Raw genomic sequence first — 21680 nt, forward strand, 5'->3', positions numbered from 1 at the left:
ATTTGAACCACCGCCTTCGTCGTTTCGACGAAGGCGGGCTGCCGGTTGCTCCCTCTCTCTTTCAGATGTACCCGGTCCCACAAGGGGCCAACTTTCATCAATGAAATCTACAGCTGATAACTGAAGCTGATGCTGTACCGAGGTCGTCGGTTGAGCGTGTCCAGCGCCTCATCCGACATCGGTTTGGCCGCTTCCAGTGCGATGTTGTAGTACTTGGCATCGCCAAACCTCAGACCCACGGCTGCCGAGGACATGCTGTTGCCCTGAATCGCCAGTTGGTTGAACCAGGTCTTGGAGCGGTCCAGCACGACATAGGGTTGCAACACCCGCACCCAGCTGCCGTCGCGATGGAAGCTGTAGTTCACCTCGTAGGCCACGCCCCAACCCTTGTCGCCTGACGCCTGATCGTCCGGGTAGCCTCGCGCAAAGTTCTGGCCGCCGAATACCGCACGTTCGCTGATGGGCAGGGTGTCGTCACTCCAGTACAGCGCAGCCGACAGCACGCCTTGCCAGTTGTCGAAGAATTTGTCGCTCTGTACGCCCGATAACCGCAGCCGGAAGAAGTCCAGGTCGTAGGCGCTGTTGTTGCTGCCCGCGCCCATTGCGTTGATGCCTTGATACACGCCGGCGCTGAGAATTCGCAATTGCTGGGCGTCCGCCTTGCGCCATTCGCCTTCGAACGCGAGGGCGCGGATGTTGGTGCGCTCCTCGGCACTCAACGGGTAGCCGATCACGTTGTAGCGGGTGGTGTCGTCGACGGCATACAGCCGCGCGCCAGCGCTGAGTATTTCGTTGGGCGAGGCAATCAGCGGGTGGCTGAAGCCGATGGAGTAGCGATCGTCCGCCTGTTGCTCTTTGACTTGCAGACCGTTATCCAGCACCAGGTTCATCCCCGGCTCGGCCCGGTAGCGCGAGGCAAACAGGCTCAGTTGTGTGCCCTCGGCGTTGAGGTACTGGTTGTAGTCCACACGGTAGTAATGCTCGGCATCATGCCCCGGCGGAAACAGCCCGCTGAGGGTCAGTTGCTCGCCCATGGCCGTTTGCGAGTTGCTGCTGACGCCGATCAGGGCCTGGGTGCCGTTGCGATTGTCTTCGGTGGTGCTCAGGGTGCTGGTGAACGGTTTGCGGCTGGCCTGGGCAATCAGGTAGGCGGCGCCATCGGTGGTGCCGGGTGGTGGCACTTGCGCCTGCAAGGTCACGCCGGGAATGCGGCTCATCAGCGTGGTATAGCGCTCGAACGTCTTGCGGGTCAGGGGGCGTTCGGCCTGGAGCTTGGCCACCAGTTTGTCGAGCAATCCTTTGACGCGCCCCACGTCGCCCTGCAATTGGTAGTCCTTGATGTAGCCCTCGACCAGCACCACGCGCACGGTACCTTTGTCGAAACTCTGCTGCGGCAGGAACGCATAGGACAGCAGGTAGCCGTCTTTCTGGTAGCGGCGAGTGATGTTGCGGGTCGCTTCGATCAGTTCGCCCAGGCTGCTTTCGCGGCCGATCAAGGGTTGATACAGCGCCGCCAGCTCTTTGAGCGGGTAGATCGTCCCACCTTCGATCTGCACGGTCTTGACCGTCACTTTGGTGCCCATCATCAACGGCTGGCCCGACGTCGCGCCGGGCTCCGGTACTTGCAGCGGTGTGCTGGCGGGGCGATAGGCGTCGGCGGGCAGGTTCGGGACGGGGAGGTTGCGAATGGTTTCGTTGCTATTGAGGAAGGTGGGCAGGGTGTCGGCGAAGGCGAAGGAACTGACGGTCATCAACAGCAAGGAAGCCATAATGCGCATAGGACACTCCATGTTCAGATCACAACATCCCGTGTCTCGTCAGCTCACTGAAGCGCAACGGCGGGCTGTCATATTCCAGATAAAAAAGCGGAAGACTCATCTGAATCTCCCGCTCTCAACCAAGCGTAGGCGCTGTAGATAAGGCCGTCGAATCGGCCAGGTGCATTCGGTTATTTTTTGCCGCTCAAGGCACCGCTGAGGCCACCGAGCAAGCCGCCCACACCGCCTGTTGTACTGGTGCTGGTGGTGCCGCCATTGACCAGCCCGCCGACTGCGCCGACAGTGGCTCCGACTGCGGATACGGTGTTGCCGACGGCTGCGACCACGGGGTTGGTGTTACTGGCTGCGAGGGTGGAACCCAGGTTGCTCACCGCACCACCGACCTGATTGGTCAGCCCGCTGACGGGAGCGCCCAGGCCAGTCGCTGCACCGACGTTTTGGGTCAGGCCGGTGGCGCCGCTCACGGCGGGTGCCAGACCTGCGCCCACTCCGCCGCCAAGGCTGGCCAGAGGCGTGGTGGTGTTGGTGATGGGCGTACCGGAGCCGCCCAATGCGGTGTTGAGTGAAGCCACGGTGTTGCCGGCCGAGACGAGGACATTGCCGCCTGCGTTCAGTCCGCCGTTGCTGCCGGCATTCAAGCCACTGCCAACGTTTGATACTGCGCCGCCGACGGTTTGCAGCAAGCCGGTGCCGCCCAGGCTACCGCCCAGGCCACCGCTGCCCGTACCGGTTCCAGAGGGCGCAGCCAGACCGCCCGCCGCGCCCACGGTGGTGCCAACGTTAGTCAGTGCGCCACCGACGGTATTGGTCAGCGGATTGCCGGCGCCAGCGGTGGTCAGTTGACCGCCTAACCCGCCGACTGCACTGCCGACTTTACCGAGTACGCTATTCACCGGATTACCCAGGCCAGTGGCACCGCCGACTCCCGTTGTCAGGTTTTGGGCCAGGGTCACTACCGGTACCAGCGCCTGGTTCGCGATGCCGTTGGTGAGGGTGCCCAACGGACCGCTGCTGGTGGCGGTGCTCAAGGTGTCGCCGAGCATGGTGACTTGGTCTCCGACGCCGGCGAGTGCTGGCGCTACTTGGGTCACGATCCCGCCGACCACGGGCACGCTGCTGGTGGCGCTCGCCAGTTTGCCGCTGATATCGGTCACACCGGTGCCGACGTCAGAGACGACATTGCCAACGGTGGCTGTCGTAGTGCTCAAGGCTTGAGGGTTGGTGCCCAGTGTGCCGAGGCCGGTGGTCAGGCCAGTGCCTACTGTATCGACTACATTGCCGGTGGTGGCGGCGGCGCTCTGCAGCACGCCACCTACGACCGGCACGGTGGACACCGCATTACCCACGCCAGTCAGGCCTGCGCCGACACCACTGACGGTGGTGCCCAGATCGGATACTACGGTGCTGGTCACCAGCGCCGGGGTGGTGGGGGTAGTTGTGCCGCCTGTGCCAGTTCCGGTGCCGGTGCCGGTTCCAGTTCCAGTTCCTCCCGTCCCGGTCGTGCCGCCGGTGGTACCGGTGCCAGTCCCGGTCGTGCCGCCGGTGGTGCCAGTGCCAGTCCCGGTAGTGCCGCCAGTGGTGCCGGTGCCAGTAGTGCCGCCGGTGGTGCCAGTGCCAGCAGTACCGCCGGTAGTGCCGGTTCCTGAAGTGCTGCCGTCTGTGCCGCTCGTTGTACCGGTGGTACTACCGGAGCTGCCCGAGCCTGAGGTTCCTGCGGCAGCCGTACCGCTGGACGATCCATCGCTGCTGTGATGACCGCCACCGCCGCTGCTGCACCCGGTCAGGCCGAGGGAGAGAATGAGAGCCAATGCTGTTGCTGATTTGCACCACACTTGAGTGTTCATGAGAGAGTCCCTGCACCTGTACTACAACGATCGTTGTCTTCGATGGCTCGCCGATCTGTTGCCGGCAATGCCTTCGTCCGTTGCGTACATCACAATCTCAAGGCTGTTTTTGCACCATTCTCAAGTTGGTATTAACCGTTTTATATAGGGGCCGGAAATAGCGGCCTAAGGACTAATGCCTTGGGTATAAGTTGGGGGCGTCTGTTTGGGGAAAGTCTTTGTAAATCAAGGGCGGGGTTTTTTCGGGTACAGGCATAAGAGAGAGTGAAAACTTAAGTTATATATACACAATTAATCATGTTTTCCGGGCGCCGGTTGTTTCAGTTGAACCGCGTTATCGTTCTTCGCGAGCAGGCTCGCTCCCACCCTGGATTGGATTTCCCCCCGTGGGAGCGAGCCTGCTCGCGAAGGCGATATCAAATACACCGAAGATGTTCTGGCCGAACATTCAAGCGACGGGCCGCCAATGCCCCACCATATGCTCCAGCTCCCCGGCCCCGACCAGCCGCAAATCCCCACTGGAAGCCGCCGCACTGGCCAGTAATGTCACCTCGCTCGGCAGCCTCACCGGTTTGTGAAATTGGACGGAAATCTCGACGTTCGCCGTCGGCAGATGATCGGCCAGCGCCGCCAGGGTGCGTGCTTTATTCCACAGCCCATGTGCGATGGCCGTGGGGAAACCGAAGAGTTTGGCACTCACCGCACTCAGGTGAATCGGGTTGTAGTCGCCAGACACCTTGGCGTACTGCCGGCCGATATCGGCCGGGGCTTTCCAACGCGCCACTTCGGTCAGCGGCAGGGTGATTTCCAGCACCTCTTCAACCGGCTCGCCGTCGAGTTTGACCCCACGGCACAGCATTCGGCTTTCGGCCTCCCACAGCGTGCCCAACTGATCATCCAGGGTGGTGACCAGATCGAACGTCGCGCCTTTGGCATGGGGTTGCAGGTTCTGCACTTGCACGCTGACCCGAGCGCGATTCACCCCGCCCATGGGCCGCAACACGCGGATGCGATTGCTCAGGTGAATCAGCCCCAGCAACGGGAACGGAAAGTCCCTGGCAGTGAGCAATTGCATCTGCAAGGCAAACGCCAGCACATGGGGATAGGTCGGCGGCAGCAGGCCGTTGTCGGCAAAGCCGCAAACCTTTCGATAGGCCGCCAGCCGTTTGGGCTCGACATTGACCCAACAGCGCAGGCCGGAGTCAGGCAGGGTGGTGCCGGTGATTTTTCGCCGGGTTGCCGCCCGTACATACAGTCCAGGCAGCCTTGGTTCGCGGTTCAGGGTGTGCCAGTCGGTGATCATGGCTACGCCCCCAGAACACTTTGGCCACACACCCGCAGCGCTTGTCCGGTGAACGCGCCAGAGCCCGGTTGTGCCATCCACGCGACAGCTTCGGCGACGTCTTGCGGCAGGCCGCCCTGGCCCAGCGAACTCATGCGTCGCCCCGCTTCGCGCAGGCCGAACGGGATGTGTGCGGTCATCTGGGTTTCGATAAAGCCCGGCGCAACCGCATTGATGCTGATGCCGCGTTCATGCAGCAGCGGTGCCCACGCCTGGGCCAGGCCGATCAGCCCGGCCTTGCTGGCGGCGTAGTTGGTTTGCCCGCGATTACCGGCAATGCCGCTGATCGAGGCCAGCAAAATCACCCGGCCATTGTCGTGCAGGGTTCCGGCGTCGAGCAGGGCCTTGGTCAGCACTTGCGGTGCATTGAGATTGACCGCCAGCACCGCGTCCCAGAATTCCGGCGTCATGTTGGCCAGGGTTTTATCGCGGGTGATGCCGGCGTTGTGGATCACGATGTCGATGCCATCGGGCAATTGTTCGATCAATTGCGCGGCGGCGTCTTCGGCGCAGATGTCTAGCGTGATGGCGCGTCCGCCGAGGCGTGCGGCGAGGGCTTCGAGGTCAGTCTTGGCGGGTGGTACGTCGAGCAGAATCACCTCGGCACCGTCCCGCGCCAGGGTTTCGGCGATGGATGCACCGATGCCGCGCGCAGCACCGGTAACCAGCGCTTTGCGCCCAGCCAATGGCCGCGTCCAATCCTCGACCGGTGTGCGGCATGCGGTGAGGCGAATGACCTGACCGGAAACGAAGGCGCTTTTGGGCGAGAGGAAAAACCGCAGCGGGCCTTCCAGCTGTTCTTCGGCGCCGTCGCCGACATAGATCAGCTGCAAGACGCCGCCGCTGCGCAATTCCTTGGCCAGCGAACGGCTGAAGCCTTCCAGCGCACGCTGGGCGCTGGCGGCGAACGGGTCGCTCAGGGTTTCCGGTGCCCGGCCCAGAATCACCAGGTGCGCGCTGTGATCGAGGTTTTTCATCAGCGGCTGGAAGAATTCGCGCAGCTGTTTGAGCTGGTCGGTGTGCAGCAGGTTGCTGGCGTCGAACACCACGGCCTTGAGCTTCGGGCCGTGGCCGGGGATCCATGCCGTAGCCAGGGTCGGCTCGGTGCCGTAGCTATAGATGGCGTCGGTCAGGCGGTTGGCGAAGGCCGTCACCTTCTGCGCCAGCGGCCCGCCGCCGATCAGCAACGCGCCTTCAACAGGGCGCAGGCGTCCTGCCTGCCAGCGCTCCAGCCGCACCGGCGTCGGCAAACCGAGGGCCCCGACCACGCGGTGGCCGATGGACGAGTTGGCGAAGTCGATATAACGGTCAGACATGGAACGCTCTCCGGCAGCTGGGGTTCAAAGTGTGGACCACGAATGGCGATCAGTCGTTCGATCCACGAGATAAGGCCTACGCTTGATCATTGCAGAGTAGGTTGTAACTGGGCTTTCAGCGCATTGCGGTCTCGGTGGGATCTTTTTTGTAGCGAGCTTGCTCGCGCCGGGCTGCGTAGCGGCCCCAACATTGTGCTGACAACTACGGACGTTGTGAGTGCTGCGCACTCAAGCGGGAGCAAGCTCCCTCGCCACAAGAGTCAGCTCCCACAGGGGACAGTGTTCACATCTGGTTTTTTAAAAGGAGTTATTCATGTCACAGCTGCACCGCGTCGCGATCATTGGCGGTAACCGGATTCCCTTCGCCCGTTCCAACGGGCCCTACGCCACCGCCAGTAACCAGGCTATGCTCACGGCAGCCCTCGAAGGCCTGATCGAGCGTTACAACTTGCACGGCCTGCGCATGGGTGAGGTGGTCGCTGGTGCGGTGCTGAAATTGTCACGAGACATGAACCTGACCCGCGAATGCGTCCTTGGCTCGCGGCTCTCGCCCGCCACACCGGCCTACGACATCCAGCAGGCCTGCGGCACCGGCCTGGAAGCGGCGTTGCTGGTGGCCAACAAGATCGCCCTGGGCCAGATCGACTGCGGCATTGCCGGTGGCGTCGACACGACTTCGGATGCGCCGATCAGCGTCAGCGAGGGGCTGCGCAAGATTCTGTTGCAGGCCAACCGTGCCAAGACCACTGGCGACAAGCTCAAGACGTTTCTGCAATTGCGTCCTCACCACCTGATTCCCGAATTCCCGCGCAACGGCGAACCGCGTACCGGTCTGTCCATGGGCCAGCATTGCGAGTTGATGGCGCAGACCTGGAATATCCCTCGCGAAGAGCAGGATCAACTGGCGCTGGAGAGCCATCACAAGCTGGCCGCGTCCTACGCCGAAGGCTGGCACAACGATCTGATGACGCCGTTCCTCGGCCTGACCCGCGACAACAACCTGCGCCCGGACCTGACCCTGGAAAAACTCGCCTCGCTCAAGCCGGCTTTCGAAAAAAGTGCCAAGGGCACGCTGACGGCAGGCAATTCGACGCCTTTGACTGACGGTGCATCGCTGGTGCTGCTGGGCAGTGAAGCGTGGGCGAAGGAGCGCGGCCTGCCGATCCTCGCCTATTTGCGCGATGGCGAAACGGCGGCGGTGGACTTCGTCAACGGTGCCGAGGGCCTGTTGATGGCGCCGGTGTACGCCGTACCACGGTTGCTGGCGCGCAATGGCCTGACCTTGCAGGATTTCGACTACTACGAAATCCACGAGGCCTTTGCCGCCCAAGTGTTGTGCACGTTGAAGGCCTGGGAAGACCCCGAGTTCTGCAAGACTCGCCTCGGTCTGGAGGCGCCGCTGGGTTCCATCGATCGCAGCCGGCTGAACGTCAAGGGCAGCTCGCTGGCTGCCGGTCACCCGTTTGCCGCCACGGGCGGGCGCATTGTCGCCAACCTGGCGAAACTGCTGGATGCGGCGGGCAAGGGGCGCGGGTTGATTTCGATCTGTGCGGCCGGCGGGCAAGGGGTGACGGCGATTATCGAACGTTGATGATTCACCACGAATGCCCATGTGGGAGCGAGCCTGCTCGCGAAAGCGGTGTGTCATTCCACATTGATGTTGGCTGGCATGACGCCTTCGCGAGCAGGCTCGCTCCCACGTTGGATTTGTGGTGTAGCGTGCGTTGTCGCAATTGCTTTCAAAGCCTGGCGTCAACAAGTGGCGCCGGGTCGGCTATGATCTTGGTCGGTCGCAGAACCCGGCGGTTTGTCCGGTTATTCGGGCACATTGTGTGCATCTGTTCGGTTCATAGGTCGGCAACCCCTCCCCGGCGTGCGCGGATTGCCGTATAACGAATGACTTTCGCGTGTTTGGTAATAAAGGACCCACAATAAAAGCTGATGAAGACTCCAAAACGCATTGAACCCCTGATCGAGGACGGTCTGGTCGACGAGGTGCTGCGCCCACTCATGAGTGGTAAAGAAGCAGCTGTTTATGTGGTGCGCTGCGGCAACGAGTTACGTTGCGCGAAGGTCTACAAGGAGGCGAATAAACGCAGTTTCCGCCAGGCGGCCGAGTATCAGGAAGGCCGCAAGGTGCGCAACAGCCGACAGGCTCGTGCGATGGCCAAGGGCTCCAAGTTCGGCAAGAAAGAAACCGAGGACGCCTGGCAGAACGCCGAAGTGGCGGCCCTGTTCCGTCTGGCCGGTGCCGGTGTGCGAGTGCCCAAGCCGTATGACTTCCTCGAAGGCGTGCTGCTGATGGAACTGGTGGCCGATGAGTACGGCGATGCCGCGCCGCGTCTGAACGACGTGGTACTGGAGCCGGACCAGGCCCGCGAGTATCACGCGTTCCTGATCTCGCAGATTGTGCTGATGTTGTGTACCGGTCTGGTGCACGGTGATCTGTCTGAGTTCAACGTGCTGTTGACCCCGGACGGCCCGGTCATCATCGACTTGCCCCAGGCGGTGGATGCGGCGGGTAATAACCACGCGTTCAACATGCTGGAGCGGGACGTTGGCAACATGGCATCGTACTTCGGGCGATTTGCGCCGGAGTTGAAGCGCACCAAGTACGCCAAGGAAATGTGGGCGCTGTACGAAGCCGGCACCCTGCACCCGGCCAGTGCATTGACCGGCGAGTTCGACGAACCGGAAGAACTGGCGGACGTGGGCGGCATCATTCGCGAGATCGAAGCGGCGCGCCTGGATGAAGAGCGCAAGCAGGCAATCCGTGCGGCGGATGACGCACCACCGAGCAAAGCCGAAGAACCGCCTCCCCCGTGGATGCAGTGACCGGCTAACCCAAAACCCGGCTTCGGCCGGGTTTTTTGTGTGCATTCTCTATCCAGAACGCCAGCAATCCCCCTGTGGGAGCGAGCCTGCTCGCGAATGCGGTGTTTCATTCAACATTGAAGTCGGCTGACACGACGCCTTCGCGAGCAGGCTCGCTCCCACAGTTGATCTTCAACAGCTGATCCAGGGTGGGCATGACATTTCTGTTCGGACATACTGCGAACCCCCCTGCACACTCAAGGACTGAATGTGAACAGCCCCTCCCTGCGCAATGCGCAACTGATCATCACCGCCCGGCTGATCTCCGACTTCGGGGCGTTTCTCAACATGGTCGCCCTGGCCACTTACGTCTATGTGCTGAGCAACAGCGCGATCAGCGTGGCGGTCTTTCTCGCCAGCCGTGTGGCCGGCGGCATCTTTGCCAGCCTGATCGGCACTACGTTCTACCGACGCTTTGCCGGGCGCGTGCCGTTGATTGCCTTTGACCTGCTGCGCGCCGGGGTGCTCGGCTTGTTGCTGATTTTGCCGGTGACCCAGCAGGCACTGCTGCTTCCGTTCATTGCCTTTGGCTTGGGCTTTGGCAATTCGATGTTCGCCATCGGCCTCAATAGCCAGTTGCCGAACCTGATCGACAGCGATCAGTTGCTCAAGACCAACGCCTGGATCACTTCGGCGGCGTCTGCCGCGATGGTCGGTGGCAGCCTGGTCTCTGGGTTGGTGGTGGCCGGATTTGGTTTTGAAACGGTGTTCGCCCTGAACGTGGTCACCTATCTGCTCGCGGCGCTGTTCATCGTGCCGTTGCGGTTTACGGCATCCGCGCCTGCGGCTGAACCGACGTCGGAGCGCGGCGAGTGGTCGGCGCTGTTGCAAGGCTTGCGCACGGCGCCAGTGTTGGCGGCGATGCTGGCGGTGGCGATGGCCGATACGCTGGGCAGTGCGGCGCACAACGTCGGTTTCCCGATCATTTCCAGGTTGCTGACGCCGGATTCGGCCAGCACTACCCTGGGGCTGATGCTGGCGGTATGGGCCTGCGGCAAACTTATCGGTGCGCGGATCGCCAGTCGTCTCAAAGGCTCGGAGAACGTCAATCTGGAGCGGCGATTTTTCTTCGGTGTGCTGCTGATGTCCTGCGGCTTCATTCTGATGTTCCAGCAGCAGACGCTTTACGGGCTGCTGCTGTTTTCATTGCCAGCAGGGCTCGGAGACGGTTTTTCGGAAGTCGGCCTGATGTCGCGCCTGCAGCGTGAGCCGGACCACCTGCGCCTGCCGATTTTCAGCTTTCTGACGCTCTTGCAGATGACCGGCTTCGGCGTCGGCATGCTGATCGCCGCGCCGTTTTACGTCTGGTGGACACCCGGCGCGGTGGTGCTGCTGTTCCACGGTATTCCGTTGACCACCTTGCTCACGGTCAAGGTGCTGGCGTTCAGGCGCGAACGGGTTCGGCGCAGCAGCCTGACGCCAGCTCCTTGAGGATCGGACAATCCGGGCGATGGTCGCCGTGGCAGTGTTCGACCAGATCCTGCAGGGTGTCGCGCAACTGGCCGAGTTCGCGGATTTTTCGGTTCAACTCGTCGATGTGCTGACGGGCCAGGGCTTTGACATCGGCACTGGCCCGCTGGCGGTCCTGCCACAGGGTCAGCAGTTTGCCGACTTCTTCCAGGGAGAAGCCCAGGTCCCGCGAGCGCTTGATAAACGCCAGGGAATGCAGGTCGTCGTCGCCGTACACCCGGTAGCCGCTGTCGGTGCGATGGGCAGCCTTGAGCAAGCCGATGGACTCGTAATAACGGATCATCTTCGCGCTCAAGCCACTGTGGCGGGCCGCTTGGCCGATGTTCATCAGTTGTCCTCCAGATCCTTGGGTTTCCAGGTTTTCAACAGTAGCGCATTGCTCACCACACTGACGCTCGACAATGCCATGGCCGCGCCGGCCAGCACCGGATTGAGGAAGCCGAACGCCGCCAACGGAATGCCGATCAGGTTGTAGACGAAGGCCCAGAACAGGTTCTGCCGGATCTTGGCGTAGGTCTTGCGGCTGATCTCCAGCGCGGCGGACACCAGGCGCGGGTCGCCGCGCATCAGAGTGATGCCGGCGGCATGCATGGCGACGTCAGTGCCGCCGCCCATGGCGATGCCGATGTCGGCGGCTGCCAGCGCCGGGGCGTCGTTGATGCCGTCGCCGACCATCGCCACCACCCCGGTTTTTTTCAGTTCGACGACGGTGGCGGCTTTGTCTGCCGGCAGCACTTCGGCGTGCACATCTTCGATGCCCAGCGCCTCGGCGACGACGTTGGCGCTGCCGCGATTGTCGCCGGTCAGCAGGTGGCTGCTGATGTGACGGGCTCGCAGCTGTTGCACCGCTTGCAGGGCGCCGGGCTTGAGGGTGTCACCGAAGGCGAACAGGCCCAGCACCTTGGGTTCGGGAGCCTGTTCGATCAACCAGGACAGGGTCCGGCCTTCGATTTCCCAAGCGCCGGCCGAATCAGCCAGTGGCCCGGCGTTCAAACCGCTTTCTTCCAACAGACGGCGATTACCCAAGGCCAACTGACGACCGTCAAGTGTGCCGGCGATGCCGCGCCCGGTCAGGGATTGGCTGGCACTCACATCGGCCACGGGCAAACCGCGCTCAGCGCAGACATCCAGAACCGCCTTGGCCAGCGGGTGTTCGCTGCCCCGTTGCAGTGCCCCGGCCATTTGCAGCAGCTCAGCTTCGTCACCATCAACTGCCGACAGATGGGCGATCCGCGGTGAGCCCGAGGTCAGGGTGCCGGTTTTGTCGAACACCACGGCGCTGACTTCATGAGCGCGCTCCAGCGCTTCGGCGTCTTTGATCAGAATCCCGTAGCGTGCCGCCACGCCGGTGCCGGCCATGATCGCCGTCGGTGTCGCCAGCCCGAGTGCGCAAGGACAGGCAATCACCAGCACCGCGACGGCGTTGATCAGCGCGGTTTCGATCGGCGCGCCGTATAACCACCAGCCGACCAACGTAATCAAGGCCAATACCAGGACCGTCGGCACGAACACCTGGCTGACTTTATCCACCAGTTTCTGGATCGGCGCTTTCGCTGCTTGCGCGTCTTCCACCAGCCGGATGATCCGCGCCAGCACGGTTTCGGCGCCCAGAGCGAGGGTGCGCACCAGCAGCCGGCCTTCGCCATTGATGGCGCCGCCGGTGACTTTGTCGCCGGGTTGTTTGGGCACCGGCAGGCTTTCGCCGCTGATCAGTGCTTCGTCGGCATGGCTTTGGCCTTCCACCACTTCGCCGTCCACGGGGAAGCGTTCGCCGGGTTTGACCATGACCAGATCATTGAGGCGCAAGGCGCTGATGGCGACGTCTTGCTCGTGGCCATCGATCACTTGAATCGCCCGTTCCGGCCGCAGCGCTTCGAGGGCGCGAATGGCGCTGGCGGTCTGGCGTTTGGCGCGGCTTTCCAGGTATTTTCCCAGCAACACCAGGGCGATCACCACGGCCGAGGCTTCGAAATACAGGTGCGGCATGCGCCCGGCAGCAGTGGCCCATTCATACAGGCTCAAGCCGTAACCGGCGCTGGTGCCCAGGGCAACCAGCAAATCCATGTTGCCGGCGCCGGCGCGCACGGCTTTCCAGGCGGCGACATAAAAACGCGCACCGAAGATGAACTGCACCGGGGTGGCGAGGGCAAATTGCGCCCAGGCCGGGAGCATCCAGTGCACGCCAAAGGGTTGCAGCAGCATCGGCAGCACGAGGGGCAGGGCGAGGATGATCGCCATGATCAATGCCCAGCGCTCGCGGCGCAGGCGTTGTTGCTGATTGTCGGTTTGTGGGTGTTCGCTCTCCCAGACGCTGGCGCTGTAGCCGGCCTTGGTCACGGCGTCGATCAGGGTTTGCGGATCGACCTGACCGAGCAGTTCGAGATGGGCGCGTTCGTTGGCCAGGTTGACGCTGACGCTGTTGACCCCCGGCACTTTATTCAGGGCTCGCTCGACGCGGCCAGCACAGGATGCGCAGGTCATGCCGTCGATGCTCAGTTCCAGAGACTGGCGGGGCACGCTGTAACCGGCCTGTTCAACCGCGCGCATCAGCGCCGGCAGGCTGTCGCCGGGTGCCTGGACGCGAGCCTGTTCGGTGGCCAGGTTGACGCTGACGGCGCAGGTGCCGATGACTTTGCTCAAGGCACGCTCGACACGCCCGGCGCAACTGGCGCAGGTCATGCCGGCAATCGGCAGATCGAAAGTGGTGGATTCGGACATCGGTCACGCTCCCTGTAGAAAGTGCCTACAGGATCAACCTTGCCATGCGGGCAAGGTCAAGCGCCATCTACAAAGTCGCCGCGGACTTAATGCGAAAGCGAGCCTGCTCGCGAAAGCGGTGTGTCATGCAACATCTATTTCGACTGACACGGCCTCTTCGCGAGCAGGGGGATATGACTCAATATTCGAGCGCAGCAGGCCTCAGGTACAGCCCTTTGGCGGTCGTCGCAATCCGGTATTTCACCACTTGCCCGGCCGTGAGCGTGATCTCCTGCGCGGGCGGTGCCAGCATGCCAGGGTTGCAGCCCGGCACCTGGCCAGGCTCCAGCTTCAGGCGCACGGAAATCGTGCCATGGGGCAGGTTGAACGAGGTGGTCTGCTCCTGCAGTAGCCGTCCCACAAACTGGTCCTGAATGTAGATACCGATCTCACAGGAGGTCGCCACTTCCAGGCGCTCACGCGAGATGATCAGAACCGCGTAGTCCTCGCCGGTGGCGTTGGCCTGGGGCAGGGCGGCGAAGAGGCTGAGGAAGCCAAACAGGCTGAGAGCTTTCCAGCGCATGGCTGAATCTCCTGGGGGTCGGGTCATTGATGTGCGCAGCTTGGCGGAGCGCGACGCCGAATGCCAGCCCGGCAGTCTGTTTCAGAACTTGACCTTGCCACGGTGGCAAGCTCGACACTGTGTTGAACCTCATCAAAGGAGTCATTCCATGCAAGTGTTCAACGTTCAAGGCATGTCCTGCGGTCACTGCGTCAAGGCGATTACTCAGGCCGTGCAGGCCAAGGATCCGGCGGCCAGCGTAAGCGTTGATCTGGGGGCGAAGGAAGTGGGCGTGGAGAGCGCCTTGACCGTCGACCAGGTGATTGCTGCGATCAGCGAAGAGGGCTATGCGGTCAAGGTTGCCTGAAATAACGCATAACCCCTGTGGGAGCGGCGGTGCGAAGATTCGACTTGCTCGCTCCCACAGGGGGGAATGTGTGCATCCATCCGGTTTTTGATAGTTAGCGACCTATCGTAATGTTCAAGGCGTCCTCGCGCGGCTAGACTGTCGGGCTGCCGACCCATGCTCAACTGGATGCCTGATGAACCTGCGCACAATCCTGATTCTTGGCGCCCTGACCGCTTTCGGTCCGCTGGCGATTGATTTCTATCTGCCGGCTTTCCCGTCGATGGCACTGGCGTTCGGCACCGACGAAAAACATGTGCAGATGACCCTGGCCGCGTATTTCCTGGGCTTGTCCATCGGTCAACTGGGCTATGGGCCAATGGCGGATCGCTTCGGGCGGCGGATCCCGTTGCTTGCGGGGCTGGGTCTGTTCACCGTGGCTTCGCTGGCTTGCGCCTATGCACCAAACCTTGAATGGCTGATCGGCGCGCGTTTCGTTCAGGCGCTGGGCGGTTGCGCGGGGATGGTGATTGCACGGGCAGTGGTCAGCGATAAATGCGATGCGGTGGGTTCAGCCAAAGTCTATTCGCAACTGATGCTGGTGATGGGCCTGGCGCCGATTCTCGCGCCGATGCTGGGTGGCTTGCTGGTCAATACCGCCGGCTGGCAGTGGATCTTCCTGACCTTGACCGGCTTCAGTGCCCTGGCAGCGTTGGCGGTGGCCCTCGGTTTGCCGGAAAGCCTGCCGGATTATGTACCGCGTCAACCGCTGTCCGGCGCCTTGCGCCAATATGGTCGCCTGCTCAAAGATCAGGTCTTTCTTGGTCACGCCCTGACCGGCGGCATCGCCATTGCGGGGATGTTTGCCTACATCGCCGGTTCGCCGTTCGTGTTCATCAAGCTCTATGGCGTACCGCCCGAGCACTTTGGCTGGCTGTTCGGCACCAATGCGGCAGGCTTCATCCTGATGGCGCAGATCAACGCCAGACTCTTGGCCAAACGCGGTCCGGCCTTTTTGCTGGCGCGTGCGGTGTGGCTGTATGTGGCGGGCGGACTGGTGTTGCTCGCGGTCAGCTCACTGCACACGACGCAATTGTGGCCGCTGCTGATTCCGCTGTTTATCTGCATTGCCAGCCTGGGTTGCATCGCACCCAATGCGTCGGCCTGCGCGATGAACGGGCAGGGCGCTCGCGCCGGCAGTGCGTCGGCGTTACTCGGTTGCTTGCAGTTCAGTGTTGCGGCCGGTGCGTCGGCGCTGGTGGGCGTGTTGCATGACGGCACGGCGATGCCGATGGCCATGGTCATCAGCCTGTGCGGCGTTCTGGTGGTGAGCGTGGCGATCCTCACCCGACGTTTGCAAAATACCCGGGCCCTGGCGCACGCCGAGGCCTGAACGCAGCCTTAGCCGGCAGCGTGCTGTTGGCGATCGGGGATTTTATGCGGGGCTTGCAGACGTGCTTCGAGGGTGCGGGTGAAGGCGAGCGCTTCGGCTTCGCTGCGGAACGTCACGGCATGTTGGTCCAGGCGGACCTGCCATTGGGATGTTGCCACTTCTTTTATCAGGATCTTCATTGCTGACCTCCTTCAGTAAAAGACGGTGTCGCAGAGTTTCCGATTGTAGACCTGAATACGATCGCAATTGTGACAAGGGTCAAGCAACTGACTGACGGTGTACAAGATCAACAGATCGCAGCTGTGGCAGCGCCTACATTTACGCATTCAACCGAAATATCACTGTTGCATGCGATCCCCGTAGGCGCCGGCGAAGCCTGCGATCTTTTGATCGGGTTCCTTAGAACCCTTCGAGCACGATCTTGCCCTTGGCCTTGCCGCTTTCCAGCAACGCGTGGGCGCGACGCAGGTTGGCGGCGTTGATGGTGCCGAAGTGCTCACCCACCGTGGTTTTCAACGTGCCCGCATCAATCAGTTGTGCGACGCGATTCAGCAGGTTGTGCTGCTCGATCATGTCGGCGGTTTCGAACAGCGAGCGGGTGTACATGAACTCCCAGTGCAGCGACAGGCTCTTGCGCTTGAGCTTGGTGATGTCCAGCGCCTTCGGGTCATCGATCAGCGCCAGTTTGCCTTGCGGCGCCAACGCCTCGACCAGTTGATCCAGGTGCTCGTCGGTCTGGGTCAGGCTGGCGACGTGGGTCACGTGGTCCACGCCTGCGCGTTTCAGTTCTTCACTCAACGGCTTACTGTGGTCGATCACCAGGTCGGCGCCCAGCTCACGCACCCAGCTTTGGGTTTGCGGGCGGGACGCGGTGCCGATGACTTTCAGTGAAGTGAGCTGGCTGGCCAGTTGCGTGAGGATCGAACCGACGCCACCCGCCGCGCCGACGATCAGCAGGCTCTGCGCCTCATCGGTCTTGCCTTCGGGTACTTTGAGGCGTTCGAACAGCAGTTCCCAGGCGGTAATCGCAGTCAGCGGCAGGGCAGCGGCTTCGGCGAAACCGAGGGTCCTGGGCATGTGGCCGACGATCCGCTCATCCACCACATGCCGTTCGCTGTTGCCACCGGCGCGGGCGATGGAGCCGGCGTAAAACACGGTGTCGCCAGCCTTGAACAGGGTGACGTCGCTGCCGACTGCCTTGACCACGCCGGCCACGTCCCAGCCCAGCACTTTCGCGGCACCTTCTTCAGGCTGCACGTTCTGGCGGACCTTGGTATCCACCGGGTTGACCGAGATGGCTTTGACGTCCACCAACAGGTCCCGAGGGCCGGCGACCGGTTCTGGCAATTCGATGTCTTGCAGGGATTTTTCGTCGCTGATTGGCAGGGACGCATAGTAGGCAATGGCTTTCATGAAGCACTCCTGAACGGTAATAGAAGAAAGGGATCAGGCCAGGGCGCGCAGGCGCTTGAGGTCGAAGTGTTCGATCAGGTCGCCGGCCAGGGCGCGAAAATTCTGGATGTGCGCGCTGGCGTCGTGGGCTTGCAGGGCCTCGTCGCTGCTCCAGTGTTCAATCATGTAGAAGGCTTGCGGATTATTGAGGTCCTGATGCAGGTCGTATTGGCCGCAACCGGCCTCGGCGCGGGTCGGTGCTAACAGCGCACGCAGGTGCTGTTCAAGGGCGTCCTGCTGGCCGGCTTTGGCGATGAGGGTGGCGATAGCGGTAAAAGGCTGGGACATGTTCGACTCCTGACGCTGAGTGATTGGATGGAGCAGATCATTGGCTATTTCTCTACAAGATAAAACCCGCTAAAAGAGCAGTCTCTTTCAATATTTTTTTGATAATCGGGGCTGGTGATGCTGCGTTTCGATGACTTGCAATTATTTGTCCGGGCGGCGGACCTGGGCAGCCTGTCGGCGGCGGCACGGGTAATGGACATGTCGGCAGCGGTCGCCAGCGCGGCGCTCAAGCGTATCGAGCAACAACTGGGCGCGCGGTTGTTGGCGCGTTCCACGCGTAGCCTGCGTCTGACGGCCGAAGGTGAAGGTTTTCTGGAATATGCCCGTGGGGCCTTGAGTCAACTGGATGAAGGACGGCGCCTGCTCGCGCGTGGGCAGGATCAGGTCAGTGGTGTGCTGCAGCTGTCGGCTCCGTCTGACTTCGGTCGTAACTTGCTGTTGCCCTGGCTGGACGAGTTTCAGCGTGAACACCCCAATCTGACGGTGCGCCTGTTGTTGGGCGACCGCATTGCCGACCTGTTCCGCCAGCCGGTGGACATTGCACTGCGTTACGGTGAGCCAGAAGACTCAAGCCTGGTGGCGTTGCCCATTGCTGCGGACAATCGTCGAGTGCTGTGCGCCGCGCCGGCCTATCTCGCCCGCCACGGCGAACCCCGGCAACTGGAGCAACTGGCGCAACACAATTGCCTGTTGTTCATGCTCGGCAGCCGGGTCCACGATCATTGGAGTTTTCACGACGGCAAACGCGAGGTGAGCCTGACCGTGAGCGGTGATCGCTTCAGCGACGATGCCGATGTGGTGCGCTTGTGGGCCGTGGCGGGGGCCGGGATCGCTTACAAATCCTGGCTCGATGTGGCGGCCGATGTGTTGGCCGGTCGCCTGAAAGTGTTGCTGCCGGAGTTGCTCTGCGAGCGCGCGCCGCTGAATCTGTTGTGTGCCCACCGCGCGCAGTTGAGTAAGCCGGTGAACCTTTTGCGAGAAATGCTTGCCAGCCGATGCGCTCAGTTGAGTAGGCGTTTTCCGGTATTGCCGCAAACTGGTCATTAGTCGCAGGTAAATAGCGAAATTTCCCTCACGAACAATCACCACTCGAGGCGCCCTGAACGCAGGAAGCGGCGGTCAACCCGCTTATACTAGCGCCCGCTTCATGCCAGCCCTGCGAACACGTCCCCGACGTTTTCATCTTCCCGTCGCCCTTGTCCGGGATGAGAGCGGGGCAGCGCAATGGAGCATGAAGCGCTAGTGGTTTGCGTGGCTCGGTTCATGGCGGTTTAGCGTCCTGGCCGACGACCCATCACTGCTCAGGATGGCTCTGGGCAGTAGACGATACGATTCAACAGGGAGTGAATACATGGAACATGCACCTTGCATCAGCCAGATCGCCACGTTGCTGGCTGACCCCAAGCGCAGCGCAATGATGTGGGCCTTGATGGATGGCTCGGCGCGGCAAACCGAAGAGCTGGCCTTGCTGGCCGGGTTGTCACCATCTTCGGCCAGTGCTCACTTGGGGCGTTTGTCCGCCGGAGGCCTGTTGAAGGTTGAAACCCGTGGTCGCCGGCGTTTTTTCCGTCTGGCCGCCCCTGAAGTCGGCGCTGCCGTGGAAGCACTGGCGAGCGCTTCACTGGCCAGTAAATCCCGTGAAATTCCCGAGACTATCAAGCGCAGTACGTTGCTGGGCAAGCGTCCGGCTGCGCCGGCGTCGCTGTTGCAGGCACGCTTGTGCGAGGACCATCTGGGCGGCACGCTGGCGGCGGATCTGTTCCAGCGCTTACTGGATGCCGGCTGGATCAAGCAGGTCGATCAGCGCGTCACGGTGACCCAAAAGGGCGGCCAGCAACTGGCCAGACGTGGCGTCTACTTCCAGGCCCTGGCCCACCGTAACGCGCAAGTTGCCTGCGCGTGCCCCGACTGGAGCGAACGTCGACCGCATCTTGGCGGCGCGCTGGGCGCGGCGCTGTTGCAGTTGTTCATGCAGTCTGGCTGGCTGGTCTTGCCCAACGATTCGCGGACCTTGCAGATCACCGCCGCCGGGCAGCGGGAAATCCAGCATTTCGCCAGGGAAAGCGAGCTGGAAATGGCGTTTTAGAGGCGTATTTGCTGTTGGGGGCGATGCGGTTTGCGATAGCGGCGGGGGGGAGAGACGCGTGGCAGGATGTCGCAGGCATTGAGCGAAGCAGTAAGCACCGGCTAAACACTGATCCCTTGTGGGAGCGAGCAGGCTCGCTCCCACAGAGTTACAGGGTTACAGGTGTGGCCTACGGTTTTACCAACCGCGCATCCAGGCTGTTCTGCGCCAGGCGTTTGGCCTGGTCCTGGGTCATGCCCAGGTCGGTGTACAGCGCATGGAAGTTCTCGGTCACGTAGCCGCCGAAGTACGCCGGGTCATCGGAGTTCACCGTCACTTTTACGCCACGTTCCAGCATGTCGAGAATGTTGTGCTGGGACATGTGATCGAACACGCAGAGCTTGGTGTTCGACAACGGGCACACAGTGAGGGGGATTTGCTCGTCGATGATCCGCTGCATCAGGCGCTCGTCTTCGATGGCGCGTACGCCATGGTCGATACGCTGGATCTTCAGCAGGTCGATGGCTTCCCAGATGTACTCCGGCGGGCCTTCTTCACCGGCGTGGGCGACGGTCAGGAAGCCCTCGTGACGGGCGCGATCAAACACACGCTGGAACTTGCTCGGCGGGTGGCCCATCTCGGAACTGTCCAGGCCCACGGCCACAAATGCGTCGCGGAACGGCAGCGCCTGGTCGAGGGTTTTCTCGGCTTCTTCTTCGCTCAGGTGACGCAGGAAGCTGAGGATCAAACCGCTGGTGATGCCCAACTGCTGTTCGCCATCCTTGAGCGCGCTGGCGATACCGTTCAACACCACTTCAAACGGCACGCCCCGGTCGGTGTGGGTCTGCGGGTCGAAGAACGGTTCGGTATGAATCACGTTCTGCGCCTTGCAACGCAACAGGTAAGCCCAGGTCAGGTCGTAGAAATCCTGGGAGGTGCGCAACACGTCGGCGCCCTGGTAATACAGGTCGAGAAACTCTTGCAGGTTGTTGAAGGCATACGCCTTGCGCAGGGTTTCGACATCGTTCCACGGCAGGGCAATCTTGTTGCGTTCGGCCAGGGCGAACAGCAACTCGGGCTCCAGCGAACCTTCAAGGTGCAGGTGCAGTTCTGCCTTGGGCAGGGCGTTCAGCCAGTCGTACATGGTTGGAATCTCATCAGGTGCAATGACGGCATTCTACAGATGCCCGTGGAAACAATTAGCAAAACCTGCCCCATCGGTAGATCACCCGGCTTCCTGCTCTCGCCGATAGGCATAGGTGTCGGCGAAGCGCGAAAGCAGGAATTCGGCGCAGGTGGTTGGCGGATATTTCGCCGGATGCAGTTGATCCTGGCAACCGGGCAGGCATTCGATGGCCGTGTCGGGGTGGGGCTCGGCGAAGAACGGCATCGAATACCGGTCCACTCCAGGCGGACTGATCACCCGGTGTGGGGTGGACCGATAACAGTCGTTACTCCAGCGTGCCATCATGTCACCGAGGTTGACCACGAACGTGCCTTCAACCGGTGGCGCGTCGATCCATTCGCCGTTGACGTTGTGCACTTGCAGGCCGCCGGCGGCGTCTTGGTAGAGCAGGGTGATGCAGCCGTAATCGGTGTGGGCCCCGGCGCCTTGTTGCTCTGGCGAGCTGGCGGTGTGGCGCGGCGGGTAATGAATCATGCGCAATACGCTGGCGGGCTCATTGAAGCGGGTGTCGAAAAAGTCGCGCTCGATGCCCAGTGCCAGGGTCATTGCCCGTAGCAGCGTTTGCGCCAGGGCCTGCATGTCGAGGTAATGCTGCTCCATCAGCGCTTCCCAGCCTGGCGCCGAGGGATGGCGGTTGGAGCCGCGCAATGGTTTTTCCGCGAGCACGTCTGGGTGATCGGCCAGCAGGTGCAGGCCCATATCGAACGTTTCTTTCAGGTCGCCGGGTTTGCTCGGGTCGAGTTGTTCGGTGGCGATGGCACCATAGCCGCGATGGTGTTTGGTCTGGGTGATGTCGATCCTGAGCTTTTCAGCAGTGGGCAGGGCGAAGAAGCGTCGAGCATGTTCGAGGACGGCTTCGACTCGCTGCGTGGGAATCGGGTGACCCTTGATGTAGAAAAAGCCCCAGTCGCGGCAGGCACGGTCGATTTGGGTGGCGATGGATTGCCAGGCGGTTGGGTCGTCGGTGTAGAGCGGGGCGATGTCGATGATCGGGAGTGAGTTCATGCGTAATCCTTGAAAACTCCGAAGATCCATTGTGGGAGCGACGGTGTGACGATTCGACCTGC

At 61.9% G+C, this 21680-nt stretch carries 19 protein-coding genes; 7 read left to right on the top strand and 12 right to left on the bottom strand.

Annotated elements, in window-relative coordinates; translation table 11 throughout:
* Window positions 1–107: 107 nt before the first annotated feature.
* From POF45_RS19565 to POF45_RS19580, 4 genes are all read right to left on the bottom strand, one after another.
* Entirely contained in the window at window positions 108–1778 is a 1671-nt protein-coding gene (locus POF45_RS19565; RefSeq protein ID WP_282316465.1) for a ShlB/FhaC/HecB family hemolysin secretion/activation protein, read from the bottom strand.
* Between the two features lie 170 nt (window positions 1779–1948).
* A complete protein-coding gene (locus POF45_RS19570; protein ID WP_282316466.1) occupies window positions 1949–3622 on the bottom strand; it encodes a collagen-like triple helix repeat-containing protein in 1674 nt (557 codons plus the stop codon).
* A gap of 448 nt (window positions 3623–4070) precedes the next feature.
* On the bottom strand, window positions 4071–4925 hold the full coding sequence (locus POF45_RS19575; protein WP_259499013.1) for a MaoC family dehydratase: 855 nt from the start codon (window positions 4923–4925) through the stop codon (window positions 4071–4073).
* A gap of 2 nt (window positions 4926–4927) precedes the next feature.
* Window positions 4928–6280 (bottom strand): 3-oxoacyl-ACP reductase, encoded by a 1353-nt coding sequence (locus POF45_RS19580; protein ID WP_259499014.1) that lies wholly within the window; start codon window positions 6278–6280, stop codon window positions 4928–4930.
* 313 nt (window positions 6281–6593) lie between these two features.
* On the opposite strand from POF45_RS19580, the gene POF45_RS19585 reads away from it, so the two are divergent.
* From POF45_RS19585 to POF45_RS19600, 3 genes are all read left to right on the top strand, one after another.
* A complete protein-coding gene (locus POF45_RS19585) occupies window positions 6594–7871 on the top strand; it encodes an acetyl-CoA C-acetyltransferase (RefSeq protein ID WP_282316467.1) in 1278 nt (425 codons plus the stop codon).
* A 350-nt stretch (window positions 7872–8221) separates the two neighbouring features.
* A complete protein-coding gene (locus POF45_RS19590; RefSeq protein WP_259499017.1) occupies window positions 8222–9115 on the top strand; it encodes a PA4780 family RIO1-like protein kinase in 894 nt (297 codons plus the stop codon).
* A gap of 249 nt (window positions 9116–9364) precedes the next feature.
* Complete coding sequence (locus tag POF45_RS19600) at window positions 9365–10585, top strand: MFS transporter (protein ID WP_259499018.1); 1221 nt, start codon at window positions 9365–9367, stop codon at window positions 10583–10585.
* On the opposite strand, the gene cueR is transcribed toward POF45_RS19600, so the two are convergent.
* The 3 genes from cueR to POF45_RS19615 all read right to left on the bottom strand — a co-directional run bounded on the left by cueR (window position 10539) and on the right by POF45_RS19615 (window position 13904).
* Window positions 10539–10952: a Cu(I)-responsive transcriptional regulator gene (gene cueR, locus POF45_RS19605; protein ID WP_259499020.1), complete on the bottom strand. Its 414-nt coding sequence runs from the start codon at window positions 10950–10952 to the stop codon at window positions 10539–10541. The genes POF45_RS19600 and cueR overlap by 47 nt on opposite strands.
* On the bottom strand, window positions 10952–13342 hold the full coding sequence (locus POF45_RS19610) for a heavy metal translocating P-type ATPase (RefSeq protein WP_282316470.1): 2391 nt from the start codon (window positions 13340–13342) through the stop codon (window positions 10952–10954). Before POF45_RS19610 ends, cueR begins: the two co-directional genes overlap by 1 nt.
* 178 nt (window positions 13343–13520) lie before the next feature.
* The gene (locus POF45_RS19615; RefSeq protein ID WP_259499024.1) at window positions 13521–13904 is read right to left on the bottom strand and encodes a hypothetical protein; all 384 of its coding nucleotides are present in this window, start codon (window positions 13902–13904) and stop codon (window positions 13521–13523) included.
* Between the two features lie 148 nt (window positions 13905–14052).
* On the opposite strand from POF45_RS19615, the gene POF45_RS19620 reads away from it, so the two are divergent.
* Entirely contained in the window at window positions 14053–14250 is a 198-nt protein-coding gene (locus POF45_RS19620; protein WP_259499026.1) for a cation transporter, read from the top strand.
* A 175-nt stretch (window positions 14251–14425) separates the two neighbouring features.
* Window positions 14426–15622 carry a multidrug effflux MFS transporter gene (locus POF45_RS19625; protein ID WP_282316471.1) on the top strand — a complete coding sequence of 399 codons (1197 nt, stop codon included), beginning with the start codon at window positions 14426–14428 and terminating at the stop codon, window positions 15620–15622.
* An 8-nt stretch (window positions 15623–15630) separates the two neighbouring features.
* Here the strand turns inward: POF45_RS19625 and POF45_RS19630 are convergent, their stop codons facing one another.
* From POF45_RS19630 to POF45_RS19640, 3 genes are all read right to left on the bottom strand, one after another.
* Entirely contained in the window at window positions 15631–15801 is a 171-nt protein-coding gene (locus POF45_RS19630) for a hypothetical protein (protein ID WP_259499030.1), read from the bottom strand.
* Between the two features lie 220 nt (window positions 15802–16021).
* The gene (locus POF45_RS19635; protein ID WP_259499032.1) at window positions 16022–17035 is read right to left on the bottom strand and encodes a zinc-binding alcohol dehydrogenase family protein; all 1014 of its coding nucleotides are present in this window, start codon (window positions 17033–17035) and stop codon (window positions 16022–16024) included.
* Window positions 17036–17068: 33 nt separating this feature from the next.
* Complete coding sequence (locus tag POF45_RS19640; RefSeq protein ID WP_259499034.1) at window positions 17069–17362, bottom strand: putative quinol monooxygenase; 294 nt, start codon at window positions 17360–17362, stop codon at window positions 17069–17071.
* A 117-nt stretch (window positions 17363–17479) separates the two neighbouring features.
* On the opposite strand from POF45_RS19640, the gene POF45_RS19645 reads away from it, so the two are divergent.
* Window positions 17480–18409, top strand: coding sequence for a LysR family transcriptional regulator (locus tag POF45_RS19645; protein ID WP_259499036.1), 930 nt, complete (start codon window positions 17480–17482; stop codon window positions 18407–18409).
* 304 nt (window positions 18410–18713) lie between these two features.
* Complete coding sequence (locus tag POF45_RS19650) at window positions 18714–19448, top strand: ArsR/SmtB family transcription factor (RefSeq protein ID WP_282316472.1); 735 nt, start codon at window positions 18714–18716, stop codon at window positions 19446–19448.
* A 169-nt stretch (window positions 19449–19617) separates the two neighbouring features.
* On the opposite strand, the gene POF45_RS19655 is transcribed toward POF45_RS19650, so the two are convergent.
* Window positions 19618–20571, bottom strand: a complete 954-nt coding sequence (locus POF45_RS19655; protein ID WP_121733707.1) for an adenosine deaminase — start codon at window positions 20569–20571, stop codon at window positions 19618–19620.
* Window positions 20572–20652: 81 nt separating this feature from the next.
* Window positions 20653–21618 (bottom strand): 2-oxoglutarate and iron-dependent oxygenase domain-containing protein, encoded by a 966-nt coding sequence (locus POF45_RS19660; protein WP_282316475.1) that lies wholly within the window; start codon window positions 21616–21618, stop codon window positions 20653–20655.
* Window positions 21619–21680: the final 62 nt, after the last annotated feature.

It is taken from the genome of Pseudomonas fungipugnans (assembly GCF_029955235.1).
GTDB classification, from domain to species: domain Bacteria; phylum Pseudomonadota; class Gammaproteobacteria; order Pseudomonadales; family Pseudomonadaceae; genus Aquipseudomonas; species Aquipseudomonas fungipugnans.

Excerpts from the sequence above, each read along its gene's own strand:
- POF45_RS19620 (WP_259499026.1), top strand. The coding sequence starts at position 14,053 with ATGCAAGTGTTCAACGTTCAAGGCATGTCCTGCGGTCACTGCGTCAAG.
- POF45_RS19655 (WP_121733707.1), bottom strand. The coding sequence starts at position 20,571 with ATGTACGACTGGCTGAACGCCCTGCCCAAGGCAGAACTGCACCTGCAC.
- POF45_RS19610 (WP_282316470.1), bottom strand. The coding sequence starts at position 13,342 with ATGTCCGAATCCACCACTTTCGATCTGCCGATTGCCGGCATGACCTGC.
- POF45_RS19635 (WP_259499032.1), bottom strand. The coding sequence starts at position 17,035 with ATGAAAGCCATTGCCTACTATGCGTCCCTGCCAATCAGCGACGAAAAA.
- POF45_RS19580 (WP_259499014.1), bottom strand. The coding sequence starts at position 6,280 with ATGTCTGACCGTTATATCGACTTCGCCAACTCGTCCATCGGCCACCGC.
- POF45_RS19575 (WP_259499013.1), bottom strand. The coding sequence starts at position 4,925 with ATGATCACCGACTGGCACACCCTGAACCGCGAACCAAGGCTGCCTGGA.
- POF45_RS19615 (WP_259499024.1), bottom strand. The coding sequence starts at position 13,904 with ATGCGCTGGAAAGCTCTCAGCCTGTTTGGCTTCCTCAGCCTCTTCGCC.
- POF45_RS19565 (WP_282316465.1), bottom strand. The coding sequence starts at position 1,778 with ATGCGCATTATGGCTTCCTTGCTGTTGATGACCGTCAGTTCCTTCGCC.
- POF45_RS19660 (WP_282316475.1), bottom strand. The coding sequence starts at position 21,618 with ATGAACTCACTCCCGATCATCGACATCGCCCCGCTCTACACCGACGAC.
- POF45_RS19570 (WP_282316466.1), bottom strand. The coding sequence starts at position 3,622 with ATGAACACTCAAGTGTGGTGCAAATCAGCAACAGCATTGGCTCTCATT.
- POF45_RS19650 (WP_282316472.1), top strand. The coding sequence starts at position 18,714 with ATGGAACATGCACCTTGCATCAGCCAGATCGCCACGTTGCTGGCTGAC.
- POF45_RS19590 (WP_259499017.1), top strand. The coding sequence starts at position 8,222 with ATGAAGACTCCAAAACGCATTGAACCCCTGATCGAGGACGGTCTGGTC.
- cueR (WP_259499020.1), bottom strand. The coding sequence starts at position 10,952 with ATGAACATCGGCCAAGCGGCCCGCCACAGTGGCTTGAGCGCGAAGATG.
- POF45_RS19630 (WP_259499030.1), bottom strand. The coding sequence starts at position 15,801 with ATGAAGATCCTGATAAAAGAAGTGGCAACATCCCAATGGCAGGTCCGC.
- POF45_RS19585 (WP_282316467.1), top strand. The coding sequence starts at position 6,594 with ATGTCACAGCTGCACCGCGTCGCGATCATTGGCGGTAACCGGATTCCC.
- POF45_RS19645 (WP_259499036.1), top strand. The coding sequence starts at position 17,480 with ATGCTGCGTTTCGATGACTTGCAATTATTTGTCCGGGCGGCGGACCTG.
- POF45_RS19625 (WP_282316471.1), top strand. The coding sequence starts at position 14,426 with ATGAACCTGCGCACAATCCTGATTCTTGGCGCCCTGACCGCTTTCGGT.
- POF45_RS19640 (WP_259499034.1), bottom strand. The coding sequence starts at position 17,362 with ATGTCCCAGCCTTTTACCGCTATCGCCACCCTCATCGCCAAAGCCGGC.